Origin of the sequence: Nocardia sp. NPDC004568, from assembly GCF_040609955.1 — a bacterium.
Taxonomy (GTDB): domain Bacteria; phylum Actinomycetota; class Actinomycetes; order Mycobacteriales; family Mycobacteriaceae; genus Nocardia.
This window is the reverse complement of sequence record NZ_JBEXLL010000016.1, coordinates 1-14,128: the sequence shown is the minus strand read 5'-3', so window position 1 is coordinate 14,128 and position 14,128 is coordinate 1. Positions and strand designations below refer to the sequence as shown.

Sequence of the window (14,128 nt, the reverse complement as noted above, 5' to 3'; positions counted from 1 at the left end):
AGGACCGGCGGAATCCGAGAAGGCGGGATGTCGGCATAGGTGCCACTCTCCGAACTAAAGCTTGTGGTGTAAATAATTCTGCCTTATTCTACACACGAACGTGATGCCAGTCACCAAAGGAGTGGGCATGAAGGCAGCGGTACTGACGGAGGCGACCCCGTCGCTGGAGATCCGGGATATCCCCGATCCGGCGCCCGGCCCGGGGCAGGTGGTACTCCGAGTCGAGGCAGCCGGCATCTGCGGTTCCGACCTGCATCTGGCGCCGCTGCTGAAGAGCTTTCCGGGCATTGTGTTCGGTCATGAGTTCAGCGGTCGGGTCGTCGCCAGCGGCAAGAGTGTCGACTCGCGGCTGGAATCGCAGCTCGCCGTCGGTTTCCCGCTGATCGGCTGCCACGACTGCGTGGCGTGCCGGTCCGCCAACCCTGCGCGGTGCGCGGGCGCGGAACTGACCGGCGTCCAGCGACCGGGCGCCTTCGCGGAGTTCGTCGCCGTCGACACACAGGACCTGTTCGTCCTACCGGCAGGGGTCGACGCGCAGACCGGGGCCCTGGTGGAACCGCTGGCCGTCGCGCACCACGCACTCGAAAAGACCCCGCGCGAACCCGGTGCGCCGGTACTGATCCTGGGCGCGGGCCCGGTCGGGCTCGCGGTGGCCCTGTACGCGCGACTGTTCGGTGCCAGCGAAGTGTTGGTGAGCGATCCGGTGCCGGCCCGCCGGATGTTGGCCGAGGCCGTCGGCGCCCGCACCATCGACCCCACCGCGCAGGATGTCGGCGAGGTTTTCGCCGAGCTCACCGGCTCGGCACCGGCCACGGTCATCGAGTGTGTAGGAATTCCCGGGCTGATCCAGCACGCCGCCGAGGTGGCGGCCCCGGACGCGCACATCACGATCGTCGGCGCCTGCACGGTCCCGGACACCTTCACCCCGACCACCGCGATGTCGAAGGAGCTGAACTTTCAGTTCGTCCTCTACTACCGCCCTCGGGATTTCGAGATGACGATCGCCCATCTCGCCGCCGGTCGTCTCGACCCCGCCGCGCTGATCACCGATGTGATCGGCCTGGACGAGCTCCCGGCTCGATTCGAGGCACTGATGCAGCCCACGACCGAATGCAAAGTCCTCGTCACCCCGAACGGGATCTGAACCTCACCCGCCCGCCTCCTCTTATGAAAGGCCGTCCCATGTCGTTGCCGTTCACGCTCGAAATTCCCGAGCCACAGGGAACCACCCATCGTTCCGACGAGGAACTGCCCTGGGTGGATCTGACACCCGAGGTGGAGACCAAGGTCGCCCACGTCAACCTGAAAGACGGGCTGTGGGTGGTCCGCAACCGGATGCAACCGGGCACTCAGGTGCAGACGCACCGGCACACCGGACCGGTGTTCGCGTTCACCATGGCCGGGTCGTGGCACTACCTCGAATCGGCCGAGGAGGTGAACCGGCCCGGTTCGTACCTGTTCGAGCCCGCCGGCTCGACCCACACCCTGAAGGTTCCCGAGGACAGTGACGGACCCGCCGATGTGTGGTTCGCGATCTACGGCGCCAACCTCAATCTCGATGCCGACGGGAATATCGAAAGCGTCCTCGACGCCGGGGTGATGCTCGCGGTCTACCGGGCCCTGTGCCAGCAGCAGGGCCGCCGCGAACCCAACGTCTACGTCGAACAGTGACCTACCCGCACTCGCGGACTCATCGGAAAGGAATTCCCTTGCCGGAAGCAGTAATCGTCGCCACCGGGCGCAGCCCCATCGGACGTGCCCAGAAGGGGTCGCTGGTCGATCTGCGGCCCGACGACCTCGCGGCTCACATCATCGGGTCGGTGGTCGACAGCATCGGCCTCGCGCCGGAAACGATCGACGACGTCATCCTCGGCTGTGGGCTGCCCGGCGGCGAACAGGGCTTCAACCTCGCCCGGGTCGTCAACGTGCTGCTCGGCTGGAACAGCACGCCGGGGACCACGGTGAACCGGTTCTGCGCCTCCTCGCTGCAGGCGATCCGGATGGCCGCCCACGCCGTGAAAGCCGGGGAAGGTGAGGTACTCGTCGCCGGTGGTGTCGAAGCTGTCAGCCGTTACGTCCACGGCTCCGCCGACGCCTTCCGCCCGGCCACCGACAACCCGAAATTCGACGAAGCCAAGGCCCGCACCGCCGAAATCAAGTCCACGGGCGGCTGGACACCGGCCACCGACGGCCTGCCCGATCTCTACATCGATATGGGCGACACCGCAGAAAACGTTGCTGACCTGTGCAATGTATCGCGTCAGGTGATGGACGAGTTCGCCGTCCAGAGTCATCAGCGGGCCATCGCTGCGCGCGAGTCCGGGTTCTGGGCCGAGGAGATCATCCCGGTTATCACGCCCTCCGGTGCCGTGGTGGATTCCGATGACGGCCCGCGCCCGGGCACCACGGTGGAGAAACTGGCGGCGTTGCCGGCTCGGTTCCGGGAGAACGGCAGGGTCACCGCCGGTAATGCCTGCCCGCTCAACGACGGCGCGGCCGCGGTCGTGGTGATGAGCGCGGACAAGGCGAAGGCCCTCGGGCTGACCCCGCTCGCGCGCATCGTCGCGTCGGCGGTCTCGGGCCTGGACCCGGAGATCATGGGACTCGGTCCGGTCGAAGCGTGCCGGCGAGCGATGAAATCCGCGGGCCTGGCCGCCTCCGATATCGATCTGCTCGAAATCAACGAAGCCTTCGCCGCGCAGGTGATCCCGTCGGCCGAACAACTCGGGATCGGCTGGGAACGGCTCAATGTCAATGGCGGCGGTATCGCGCTCGGGCATCCCTTCGGGATGACCGGCGCGCGGATCATGACCACCCTGGTGCACTCATTGATCCAGCGCGACAAGACCTTCGGTATGGAATCGATGTGCATCGGCGGCGGGCAGGGCATGGCCATGATCGTCGAACGCCTCTCATGACCGGCAGCATCGCTGGAACCGCCGGCGGAAAGAAATCATCATGACCGAACACCCCGTATCTCTGGGCTGTCGTATCCGCGAGCTGGCACAGCACGACCCGGACCGGATCGCACTGAGATTCTTTCCCGTCACCGGCCCGCACCAGGACCTGACCACCGCCGAACTCGACCGACGCTCCGATCAGGTCGCCGCCCTGCTGGCCGATTTCGGTGTGCGGGCGGGTCAGCGGGTAGCCATCGGTTTGCGCAATTCCCCCGAGCACGTGGTCGCCGCGCTCGGGGCGTGGAAGATCGGAGCCGGAATCGTCACCATGCGCTGGGATGTCCCGGCGTGGGAACGCGACCGGCTGCTCGACGTCACCGAGCCGGCCGCGATCGTGTCCGACCACGACGAGGTCACCACTGCCGGAATCCCCATCATCGACGTGGCCCACGCCGCGCAACTCACTCAGCGGCCGGTCGAAATCGCCACCCCCACCCAGGCGATGGCGATCCCGACCGGCGGATCCACCGGCGCTTCGAAGGCCGTCGTCCTGCCGGTACCGGGCGCGATGGTCCCGGGAACGGTGTTCGCCGCCACCTACGCGATGTTCGGGATGGCCCCGATCGACCGGCATCTGATCATGGGTCCGATGTACCACGGCAACCCGCTGATGATGGTGCACGGCGGCCTGTTCGAGGGCCAGCAGATCCTGCTGATGGAAAAGTTCGACGGACCGGCCTTTCTGCGGATCATCGCTGAGCATCGTCCGCAGTTCATGACGCTGGTCCCGACGATGATGCGCCGCCTGCTCGACACCCCCGGTATCGACTCGGTCGACTGGTCCTGCTTCCATACGATCCTGCACGGCACCGCGCCCTGCCCGGGATGGCTCAAACGCCGGTGGGTCGAGCTGGTCGGCCCGGAGTTGCTGTGGGAAATCTTCGCCTCCAGTGAGCTCGTCGGGTCGATCATCGTGCGCGGCGACGAATGGCTCACCCGGCCCGGGACCATCGGGCGACCCGCACCGGGCACCGAACTGCGCATCCTCGACGACGAACTACGGCATGTACCCACAGGTGAGGTCGGCGAGATCTATATGCGGTCGGCGGGAGTCGAGGCGCCCCTGTTCGACTACCTCGGCAAGGACCGCCCCAAAGTGATCGACGGCGGTTATGTCTCCGTCGGTGACCTGGGCCGGGTCGACGAGGACGGCTTCGTCTACTCCGCCGACCGTAAGGGCGACCTCATCATCACCGGTGGCGCGAACGTGGTGCCGGCCGAGGTGGAAGCCGCGCTCGGCGAGCACCCCGATATCGCCGACGTTGTCGTCATCGGCATTCCCGACGACGACTGGGGCCACCGCGTCCACGCTCTCGTGGAAGTCGAACGCGGGCATACCCGCCCGGCGGTCGACGAGCTCAGGGCCTTCGCAAAAGCCCGTCTCACCTCCTACAAGGTTCCCAAGACCTTCGAGTTCGTCGATCGGATACCGCGCAGCGAAATGTTCAAGATCCGCCGCTCGGCCTTGGCTGCCGACCGCAGCTGACCCGCCCTGGGCCCCGACCACGCACTGCCCCTCCACCCCGTCTGAGGAGTCCGCCATGGACAGCATCAGTGTCCGCAAGATGACCTTCGATTTCCCGGAAGACATGGAACTCGTCTTCCTCGACAACGATCCCGACCTCTCCATCTACTTCCTCGGCGCCTGGATGTCGCTGCCGTACCTGGAGCCCTACCTGATCAAGAACGTCCGCCGCGCCGCCGACGAGATCACCGATACCGCACTCGCCGAACGGATCAAACTCTTCTGCGCCCAAGAAGGCGTGCACTTCCGCGAACACGCCAAAGCCAACGACGTCATCCGCGCCGCACACCCCCAATTCGCGGTCATGAAGGAACTCGAAGAAGAATTGCGCGCCGAATACGAGCGGTTCACCGAAACCAAATCACTGCGCTGGAACCTCGCCTACGCCGAAGCCTTCGAATCGTTCACCACCGCCGGCGCCATCACCCAGTTCGAGATGCGGATCTTCGACCATATGGTCGCCCCCCTCGGCGACCTGTTCGCCTGGCACGTCATGGAGGAACTCGAACACCGCACCGTCGCCTACGAAGCACTCGAAGCAGTCGAACCCAGCTACTGGTACCGGGTCCTCGTCGGCACCCGCTGCCTGATGCACTACCTGCGCTGGTCGTTCAAACTGTCGGCCGCGATGGCCGAGGCGGCACCCGAGATCATGAAACAGCCGATCGGCAAAGCCGAGAAAAAGCGCCGGAACAAGCTGCGCCGCACCCTGCTGCTGCGCACCTTCCCGCGCACCCTGCGGGTCTTCTCCCCGCGCTACCACCCCCGCCACCTCGCCCTGCCCGACAGCTTCTACGAGGTCCAGAGCAAATACGACGAAATCGTCGCCGGTTCCTGATCCACTCGACAACCCGCAAGGAGAAAACCTGTGTCCCACCTCTGTGAAGGCCGCGTAGCCCTGGTCACCGGCGCCGGCCGCGGAATCGGCCGCGAACACGCTATCTCGCTCGCCCGCCATGGCGCTGCTGTCGTGGTCAACGACCTCGGGGGCGCCGTCACCGGCGACGGCAGCGATACCAGTCCGGCGCAATCGGTGGTCGACGAAATCACCGCGCTCGGTGGCCGGGCTGTCGTGGACGCCGGCAATGTCGCCGATTGGGACAACGCCCGGGCGATGGTCGAGCGCGCCATCGACGCATTCGGCAGGCTCGATATCGTCGTCAACAACGCCGGAATCCTGCGCGACCGGATGCTCGTCAACATGTCCCCCGACGAATGGGACGCGGTCATCGCCGTCCACCTGCGCGGTACCTTCAACGTCACCCGGCATGCCGCCGAATACTGGCGCGAACAGCATAAAGCCGGCGCAACGGTCGACGCTCGCATTATCAACACCAGCTCACCGTCGGGCCTTTACGGCAATATCGGGCAAGCCAACTACGGCGCCGCCAAGGCAGGGATCGCCGCCTTCACCACGATCGTCGCCGAGGAGCTGTACCGCTACAACGTCACCGCCAATGCCATCGCCCCGGCTGCCCTGACCCGGATGACCGAGAACCTGGTCAACGTCGACGCCGAAACCGCCGCGCAGCTCGACCCCTGCTGGATCGCGCCGCTGGTCACCTGGCTCGCCTCACATGAATCACGCAACCTCACCGGCCGCGTTTTCGATGTCTCCGGCCAGGCACTGTCGATTTCCGAAGGCTGGCACCGGGGTCCCACCACGAGCGCGGTCGCCGAGGCCGAGGACATAGGATCGGCGGTCGCCGACCTGATGGCCGAAGCCCGGCCGAACGCCGATATGACCGGTGTGGACGCCGAAGGACCCGGCCGGCCGACACGTACGCCGTAACCGTGCACGCCGGGCGGCGCATCAGGGGCTCGATGAGGGCCAACTGTAACCGGCAGTCCCTTCTTCTACACTCGATAGATCATCCGGACTGCCGACACAGTGGGAGCACGAACATGATCAGCACGACGGAGACCTTCCAGCTCCCGGCCCGGCCGCTGGCACGCGTTCCGCACTTCTCTGCCCGGCAGGACCAGATACTCGACGGACTGCAACACATCATCCTCGCCCACGGGTTCCGCTCCCTGCGCCTCACCAACGTCACCAAGGAACTGAGTACATCCTATGCGACCCTGTATCAACTCGCGCCCAGCAAGGACGAGCTCGTCGCCCTCGTGATCGAACGGTGGTACCAGCGCGCGATAGACACCGCCGTCGCGCGCCTGCATTCGGCACATGACCCGGTCACCCGCATGCAGGTGTGGACCGATTTCGGCGTCGAAGGTGTAGGCCGGACCTCGCGCGTGTTCTGGCTCGATGTCGACGCACACAACGCTATTCGCGGCCTCGTCGCCACCTACTCCCACTACTACGTCGAGGTCCTGCGCACCATTCTCGATCACGGTATCGCGCTCGGAACCTTCCGCCCCGTCAACACCGAACTGCTCGCCGCGGTCTGGGAAACAGCGGCGGCCAAACTGGCCGACCCCGACCTCCAGCGCGACGACACCCGCGACCTGCGCCAGCTCTCCGCCGACTGGGTCGACCTCGTACTCAACGGAATACTCAGGACTTGATTTGCCTCTCAACGCTTCCGCCGTCGGACTGACTCTGAAACCGTGGACCACCACGATCGACACCCGTCGGCTGATGGCCTATGCCGCCGGCCTCGGCCACACCGACGACCTCTACTTCGACACCACCCGCCCCACCGGCATCATCAACCACCCTCTGTTCCCGCTGTCACCGGAATGGGACCTGCTCACCGACCCCGACTCCGGAATGGCAGCGCTCGGACTCACCGGCGCCGAAACTCACCGCGGGGTGCACGCCGGCCACGACCTGCATCTGCACCGCACCATTCCCGCCGGTGCCACCGTGACGGTCTCCGCTGAAGTCACCGGCATCCGGCGCACCTCCGCCGGCGCCCTGATCACCATGCGACTGGACGGCACCGACGGCGACGGCCCCCTGTGGACAACCTGGATGGACTCGTTGTACCGGGGCGTCGACGTCGACGGCGCCGACCAGGTGGCCGGCGCTGCCCCCGAACGGCCCACGTGGCAGCCACCCACAACAGAATCGTGCAGCGGTGCGGTCCGGATCGACACCTGGGCGCCACACGTCTACGGCGAATGCGGCCGGCTGTGGAACCCCATCCATACCGACCTCGCCGTCGCCCGTGCCGCGGGACTGCCCGGCGTGATCCTGCACGGATCGGCCACGTTGGCGCACGGGGTCGATTGGGTGCTCGACACGCTCGGCCGCAGCCCCCAGCAGGTCCGCCGGGTCGGCGCATCCTTCCGCGCCGTCGTAGCGGTCCCGTCCGAGATCCGGCCCACGCTCACCGCCGTGGATACGCGGCCCGACGGCACGATCACGGCGCACTTCGACGTCCTGAATGCCGAGGGGCAGCAGGCGGTCCGCGACGCGTTTCTCGTTTCGACGCTCTGAGCCGAGCGGAGATCACCGGCGAGACGCCGGACCCGGCACCGAGGCGTCGGCGATCCCGCCGACGCTTCGCCCTGCTCGACGACGGATCGATATGATCGAACCGGCTCCGGCGGATGCCGCTGTCGCTTCCACGCCCGGAACCCGTACCTCGGAACCGCGACACCCGCAGGAAGCGCATTCCGGGGGATCCCCTACGCACAACCACTTACGGGCCTGCGCAGGTGGCTGCCACCGCAACAGCGGGAACCAGTGGCAGAGATCAATGTTCGTGATGCCGGATCGTCCTGTCACCAGGGTCGGCTGGAGATGGGTGAGCTGACACCGCTGTGGCGAGGTATCGGCCCCGAAGGCGACGACTGCCTGAGCCTGAACGTCGTCACCCCCGACGTGCCCCCGGCCCGGACGCTACCGGTGCTGTGGTTCCACGGCGGCGGATTACTGCTCGGGGACGCTGCCGACCCGGTGTACGACGGTGCCGGGCCGACCCGGCACGGCATCGTCGTCGTCACCGCCGACATCCGAACTCGACGATCCTTCACGTCGCCACTGCGGACGCTGCCCGGCTCGACGACAGCTCTCGGATACGACCGAGCCCGGCCGATCATTGCCGACCACCTCCGCGCGGTGACTGCCGATACCACCACGCTCGATCACATACCCGCCACAATGACGTTCGACCGAGTGGCGTCGCGCGGCATGCCTCCCGATAAAGGAACCGGCCCACGTCTTCTTGTTCGACAGTGCGACACCGGAACCGTTCACCTCCGGCCGTACCGCGGCGCCGTCGCAGATGATCCGTGAGGCGGGTGGCAGCAATATCTTCGACGACCTGAACGATTCGTGGACGACGGCCTCCTGGGAGGCGGCCGCTCAGCGGGATCCGCAGGCGATCGTCATCGTCGACTACGGCGCGGGGCCCGAGAACTCGGTACAGGCGAAGATCGATCAGTTGCGCGCCCGGCCACTGATGGCCGGGACGATCGCGGTCCGCGAGAACCACATCATCGCCCTGCCCTACGCCGCGCTGGTCGAAGGTCCGCGCAACCCCCAGGCCGTCGTCACGATAGCCGACTTCCTCCGCTCCGAGGGGTACTGAGAACACCGACAGCGCCGACATCGACCGCCGAAATCCGTCGCGACAGCGTGACCAGCTGACACCACCCGCCGCAAGGGATGGTGCCGGCTCACTGCGGTATGAGCGGCGGATATCCCGTCACCGGCGCCTCGCCGACGGTCAGCGGTCCTTCGGTGTCCGCGCATCACCACACGGTGTGCTCGCGCGGTATCGGCACGACCGTGGAGGCCGTCCGCGTACGTCCCGACCAGACTGCGCAGCGCCTCCGCCCGGCCACGAACAGCGGGCGGAGCCGATTGGGAGACCGCGATCGAGCAACGGCGTGACCGTCACGACGGCGACGTGGGCGAGGAAATGGTGGTCGCGGACTTCCTGCGCCATCTCCCCGATGATCGCCGCGACGCATTCGTGCTCACCCAGATCATCGGATTGACCTACGCCGAGGCCGCCCGAGCCGCCGATTGCCCGGTCGGGACCATCCGCTCCCGGGTGGCCCGCGCCCGGGAGACATTGGTCGGGCTGTGGCGAGAAATCGATGCGGATTCCCCTGTGGCTCAGGCCTTCCCCCGGGACCCCGGGGCTCACACCCGCCTGTCCGGCCGAGCGGCCACCGCCGCCCTCCCGAATGCCACGCCGGCGCCGGCCCGCCTCGCCGTGCTCACGGTCCGCCACGGCCCGACGACAGAACACGATCGAAGTCAGGAGAGTTCTTCGTGAGAAAACAGAAGAGAACCCGAGAGTCGCTACCCTCGGTACACAGCGCCGATCGCACCCGCCGGATCCTCGTCCAGGTAGCGGTGGCCGCGGTCCTCATCGGCCTCATCGCCGCCAGCGGAATCGATGTGGCGTCGAAGAAGGCCGAACGCGACGATCCGGGTCCCATTCCCGTCATCGCCGCGGACGCCGGCTCGAACCCCGCCGGTATCGCCACAAGCCTCACCGAAGGCGGCGCGATAAGGATCGGGAAACCCTCCGCGCCCAGGACTATTCGAGTCGTGGCCGACCTCCAATGCCCGGCCTGTCAGCGCTTCGATGCGACCTACGGTCAGCTGTTGACCGACGCGGTGAACGCGGGAACCGTGGCAGTCGAGTACGACATCATCGCCTTCCTCGATCATGCCTCGTCCACCGAGTACTCGAGCCGCGCCGCCAACGCCTCGTGGTGCGCCGCCGAATCCGACCCGGCCGCCTACCGGAACTGGCTGGAAACGATGTTCGAGCAGCAACCCGCGGAAGGCGGCGACGGACTACCCGACACCGCCATCGTCGACATCGCCGCGGGCGCCGGCTACACCGATCCCGACTTCACCCGATGCGTAACCGAGAGGACCTACAGCACATTCGTCCGGGCACGCACCCTCGAGATCCTCGACAGCGGAATACAGTCCACACCGTCGATCTTCCTCGACGGCAACCCGATCGACCCGGCCCGGCTGGCGAGCGCGATCGGCTCCTGACCAGGTGCGGGCCACACACCGCCGAACTCGTAGGGCCGACAGGTCCAGTGCCCGAATTCCCGACCAGGCCTGCTAGTGTGAACATATGTTCGAATACGGCCGGGGCTTCCCCGCGCCGGGGCCGCCCGAGGACCCGGTGGACACCGCGCCGTCCCCACAGGCCACCCGGCGGCCGCGGATCGCCGCCCGGGATCACGCGTCGATCCTGCACGCGGACCTGGATTCCTTCTATGCCTCGGTGGAGCAGCGGGACCGGCCGCAGCTGCGCGGCACACCGGTTCTGGTCGGTAGCGGGGTCGTGCTGGCCGCCAGTTACGAGGCGAAGGCCGTGGGCGTCCGGACGCCGATGAACATCGGCAAGGCATTGAGTTTGTGCCCGGACGCGACGGTGGTCCCGCCACGGATGTCGGTCTATGCCGAGGCGAGCCGGGCGGTGTTCGAGATCTTCGCCGATACCACCCCGATCGTGGAGGGGATATCGATCGACGAGGCGTTCCTCGACGTCGCGGGGCTGCGCCGGATCGCGGGGGAGCCGCGGGCCATCGCCGCCGAGCTGCGGGCCCGGGTGCGACGGGAGGTCGGGCTGCCGATCTCGGTCGGTATCGCGGGGACGAAATTCCTGGCCAAGGTGGCCAGCGCGGTCGCGAAACCGGACGGGTTGCTGCGGGTGGAACCGGCCGACGAGCTCGGGTTCCTGCATCCGCTGCCGGTACACCGGCTGTGGGGCGTGGGCCCGGTGACCGAACGCGCCCTGCGCGCGCACGGTATCGAGCGGATCGGGCAGTTGGCCGAGCTGGGCGAAGCGCGTCTGCGGCCGATCGTCGGCGCGGCCGCGGCGCGGCATCTGTACGCACTGTCCTGGGCGCGCGATCCACGCCGAGTGGAAACGGGGCAGCGGCGACGATCCCTGGGCGTCCAGCGCGCACTGGGTCGCCGGCCGCATTCGCCCGCGCAGATCGAGGCCTACCTGCACGGCCTCACCGACCGACTCGGCCGCCGGCTACGAGCCGCCCACCGGAGCTGCCGCACCGTGGTACTGCGAATGCGCTTCGACGATTTCACCCGCGCCACCCGGTCGCACACCCTGCCCGCGGCCACCGACCACACCGAGACGATCCTGCGGGCCGCCCGGGGCCTGCTGGCCGAGGCGATGCCGATGATCACCGCACGCGGTCTCACTCTGATCGGGTTGGCGTTGACGAATCTGGAAAACGCCGACCCCAGGCAACTCACCCTGCCGTTCGGTCAGGGGCCCACCCCGGCCCTGGACACCACGCTGGACGCGCTGCGCACCCGGTTCGGCTCCGGAGCGGTCACCCGCGCGGCACTTCCGCGGCACGGCGAAGGTCTGTCGGTGCCGTTGCTCCCGGACTGACAGATCATCACTCGGCCCGACGCGATGCCGCCGGCGTTCAGGCCGGATGGCTACCACCGCCGCTCGAACTCCACGAGACCGCTACGCGCCGAGAGCATCGGGCGCGGGGCGCATTCGCGGCCGTGACCGGCCGGGGCCACATCTGGACGTTTGTTCAACAGTGTGGTTCGCTGCCAGTCGAGCAGGAAGGACATCTCGATGGTGGCAACCTCCGAAACACCGTCCGCGGCGCGTTCCACGGATTCCGGCCAGGCGACGCTCTCCCGCCGCACGGTGCTGGCGGGAGCGGCGGCCGGGACGGTCGCGCTGGGCGCGCTCACCACGACCGCGCCGGGCCTCGGCGAGCGGCTCGCCGCCACCGCGCAGGCCGCACCCGGTGGCTATCTCGTGGGTCTGGGAATCTCCGATATCACCGGTCCCGCCGCGGAATGCGGCATGATGGGCTACTCCCAGCAGGATCAGACCACCGCGGGTATCCATCTGCGTCCTCGCGCCCGCGCGTTCGTCTTCGCCTCCGGGGCCGAACGGGTCGTCTTCGCCGTCGCCGAGAACGCGATGATCTTCCAATCGGTGCAACGCGGTGTGCTCGCCGAACTGGGACGCCGATTCGGTGATCTGTACACCGAACGCAATGTCCTGCTCACCTCGACACATTCGCACGCCGTCTGCGGCGGGGCCGCCCACGACTACGCCTACAACCTGTCGATTCTCGGGTTCCAGCAGCAGGTGTACGACGCCGAGGTGAACGGTCTCGCCGAAGCGATCGCGGCGGCGCACGCCGATCTCTCCCCCGGCACACTCGCCCTCGGCCGTGCCGAACTCCACAACGCCAGCGTCAACCGGTCCCGGGTCGCCTTCGACCGCAATCCCGCCGCGGACCGGGCGCACTTCCCGGAGGCCATCGATCCGGCGGTCACCACGATATCGATCGGCAAGGACGGCGAAGAGGTCGGCGCGATCACCTGGTTCGCCACCCACAACACCTCGATGACGAACAAGAACCGGCTGATCAGCTCGGACAACAAGGGCTACGCGGCATTCGCCGGGGAGCACACCGACCACGGCGTGCGTTATCTCGACGGCGCACCGGGCTACCTCGCCGCGTTCGCCCAGACCAATGCCGGTGATATGTCGCCCAATTTGGACCTGCGGCCCGGCTCGGGCCCGACCGGTAACGAATTCGACAACACCCGCATCCTCGGCGAGCGCCAACACGATGCCTCCCGCACGGCGATCGCGGCCGCGAGCCCGATGAACGGTCCTGTGGGGTCGGTGTTCTGCTACATCGACCTCTCCGATATCGAGGTCGACGGACGGTTCACTCCGGACGGCGCCGCCCGTCGCACCGCACCGCCCGCCGCGGGTATTTCACTGCTCGCCGGGAGTATCGAAGACGGTCCGGGTCTGCCCGGTGGCCCGATCCCGGAGGGCGTCCGCAATCCGTTCCTCGACTTCCTCGGCGATCCGCACCAGCCGGCTCCCGGCTGGCTCGCCGACGCGCAGGCCCCCAAGGCCATCGCGGTACCGTTCGATCTGCTACCGCCGGCACCATGGGTTCCCAGTGTGGTGCCCATCCAGATCGTCCGCATCGGCGAGTTGTATCTGGCGGCCGCCGGCGGCGAGTTCACCATCGTGTCCGGCCTGCGGGTGCGCCGGGCGGTGGCGGCCGCGCTGGGAGTCGGGCTCGATCAGGTACTGCTCCAGGGGTACGCCAACGCCTATCACGAATACGTCACCACCCCGGAGGAATACGACGCGCAACAGTACGAGGGCGCGTCCACCCTGTTCGGCCGGTACACGCTGCCCGCCTATCAGCAGGAATTCACGCGGCTGGCCACCGCCCTCGCCACCGGCGCGGCCGTCGACCGGGGGCCGGCGCCGCGCGACCTCTCGCATCTGCAGCCGAACTTCGTCCCCGCCCCGGGGCCCGATACCGCCCTGCCGGGACACGATTTCGGTACGGCGCTCACCCAGCCGGCCGCGTACTACACCCGCGGCACCCGGGCCGAGGTGGAATTCCTCTCCGCCCACCCGAAGCACAATCCCCGCCGCAACGGCACCTTCCTCGAGGTGCAGCGACTGGCGGACGGAACGTGGGCGCGGATCGCGAACGAGGGTGAATGGGCCGTGCGCTTCCACTGGAGCACGCGCGGCCCGGGCACCTCGGTGGCGTCCTTCACCTGGGACATTCCCGCCGACGCCGCGCCGGGACGACATCGTTTCGTGCACTTCGCCGATCGGCTCACCCCCGACGGCCGCCTGGAGCCGATCGTAGGGACCAGCGCCGAGTTCGAGATCGCCTGATCCCGCTCGACCGCCGTGACACGGCGGTC

General features: G+C 67.7%; 12 protein-coding genes and 2 pseudogenes. All 14 read left to right on the top strand.

Annotated elements, in window-relative coordinates; translation table 11 throughout:
* Positions 1-127: 127 nt before the first annotated feature.
* The 14 genes and pseudogenes from ABZV91_RS10505 (at position 128) to ABZV91_RS10440 (ending at position 14,099) form a co-directional block, all read left to right on the top strand.
* The gene (locus ABZV91_RS10505) at positions 128-1,144 is read left to right on the top strand and encodes an alcohol dehydrogenase catalytic domain-containing protein (protein ID WP_355238533.1); all 1,017 of its coding nucleotides are present in this window, start codon (positions 128-130) and stop codon (positions 1,142-1,144) included.
* Between the two features lie 38 nt (positions 1,145-1,182).
* A complete protein-coding gene (locus ABZV91_RS10500; protein WP_355238530.1) occupies positions 1,183-1,671 on the top strand; it encodes a 2,4'-dihydroxyacetophenone dioxygenase family protein in 489 nt (162 codons plus the stop codon).
* A 38-nt stretch (positions 1,672-1,709) separates the two neighbouring features.
* Positions 1,710-2,918, top strand: coding sequence for an acetyl-CoA C-acetyltransferase (locus ABZV91_RS10495; RefSeq protein WP_355238528.1), 1,209 nt, complete (start codon positions 1,710-1,712; stop codon positions 2,916-2,918).
* Between the two features lie 40 nt (positions 2,919-2,958).
* Entirely contained in the window at positions 2,959-4,446 is a 1,488-nt protein-coding gene (locus tag ABZV91_RS10490; protein ID WP_355238525.1) for an AMP-binding protein, read from the top strand.
* A gap of 55 nt (positions 4,447-4,501) precedes the next feature.
* Positions 4,502-5,323 (top strand): metal-dependent hydrolase, encoded by an 822-nt coding sequence (locus ABZV91_RS10485; RefSeq protein WP_355238522.1) that lies wholly within the window; start codon positions 4,502-4,504, stop codon positions 5,321-5,323.
* Positions 5,324-5,353: 30 nt separating this feature from the next.
* The gene (locus ABZV91_RS10480) at positions 5,354-6,277 is read left to right on the top strand and encodes an SDR family oxidoreductase (protein ID WP_355238519.1); all 924 of its coding nucleotides are present in this window, start codon (positions 5,354-5,356) and stop codon (positions 6,275-6,277) included.
* A 113-nt stretch (positions 6,278-6,390) separates the two neighbouring features.
* Complete coding sequence (locus tag ABZV91_RS10475) at positions 6,391-7,011, top strand: TetR/AcrR family transcriptional regulator (RefSeq protein WP_355238516.1); 621 nt, start codon at positions 6,391-6,393, stop codon at positions 7,009-7,011.
* A gap of 1 nt (position 7,012) precedes the next feature.
* Entirely contained in the window at positions 7,013-7,888 is an 876-nt protein-coding gene (locus tag ABZV91_RS10470) for a MaoC/PaaZ C-terminal domain-containing protein (protein WP_355238513.1), read from the top strand.
* 183 nt (positions 7,889-8,071) lie between these two features.
* Positions 8,072-8,398 (top strand): annotated as a pseudogene (locus ABZV91_RS10465) (carboxylesterase family protein); the annotation flags it as partial.
* A gap of 193 nt (positions 8,399-8,591) precedes the next feature.
* Positions 8,592-8,984: pseudogene (locus ABZV91_RS10460) on the top strand (ABC transporter substrate-binding protein); the annotation flags it as partial.
* A gap of 321 nt (positions 8,985-9,305) precedes the next feature.
* Positions 9,306-9,680: a sigma factor-like helix-turn-helix DNA-binding protein gene (locus ABZV91_RS10455; RefSeq protein WP_355238510.1), complete on the top strand. Its 375-nt coding sequence runs from the start codon at positions 9,306-9,308 to the stop codon at positions 9,678-9,680.
* Positions 9,677-10,420, top strand: coding sequence for a thioredoxin domain-containing protein (locus ABZV91_RS10450; protein ID WP_355238507.1), 744 nt, complete (start codon positions 9,677-9,679; stop codon positions 10,418-10,420). Before ABZV91_RS10455 ends, ABZV91_RS10450 begins: the two co-directional genes overlap by 4 nt.
* Before the next feature lie 85 nt (positions 10,421-10,505).
* Positions 10,506-11,795 carry a DNA polymerase IV gene (dinB, locus tag ABZV91_RS10445; RefSeq protein WP_355238504.1) on the top strand — a complete coding sequence of 430 codons (1,290 nt, stop codon included), beginning with the start codon at positions 10,506-10,508 and terminating at the stop codon, positions 11,793-11,795.
* A gap of 198 nt (positions 11,796-11,993) precedes the next feature.
* Positions 11,994-14,099, top strand: coding sequence for a neutral/alkaline non-lysosomal ceramidase N-terminal domain-containing protein (locus ABZV91_RS10440; protein ID WP_355238501.1), 2,106 nt, complete (start codon positions 11,994-11,996; stop codon positions 14,097-14,099).
* The last annotated feature ends 29 nt before the right edge of the window (positions 14,100-14,128 follow it).

What these genes read in the sequence shown, in the direction of transcription:
- dinB (WP_355238504.1), top strand. Translation starts at nt 10,506, where the DNA reads ATGTTCGAATACGGCCGGGGCTTCCCCGCGCCGGGGCCGCCCGAGGAC.
- ABZV91_RS10485 (WP_355238522.1), top strand. Translation starts at nt 4,502, where the DNA reads ATGGACAGCATCAGTGTCCGCAAGATGACCTTCGATTTCCCGGAAGAC.
- ABZV91_RS10505 (WP_355238533.1), top strand. Translation starts at nt 128, where the DNA reads ATGAAGGCAGCGGTACTGACGGAGGCGACCCCGTCGCTGGAGATCCGG.
- ABZV91_RS10475 (WP_355238516.1), top strand. Translation starts at nt 6,391, where the DNA reads ATGATCAGCACGACGGAGACCTTCCAGCTCCCGGCCCGGCCGCTGGCA.
- ABZV91_RS10440 (WP_355238501.1), top strand. Translation starts at nt 11,994, where the DNA reads ATGGTGGCAACCTCCGAAACACCGTCCGCGGCGCGTTCCACGGATTCC.
- ABZV91_RS10500 (WP_355238530.1), top strand. Translation starts at nt 1,183, where the DNA reads ATGTCGTTGCCGTTCACGCTCGAAATTCCCGAGCCACAGGGAACCACC.
- ABZV91_RS10490 (WP_355238525.1), top strand. Translation starts at nt 2,959, where the DNA reads ATGACCGAACACCCCGTATCTCTGGGCTGTCGTATCCGCGAGCTGGCA.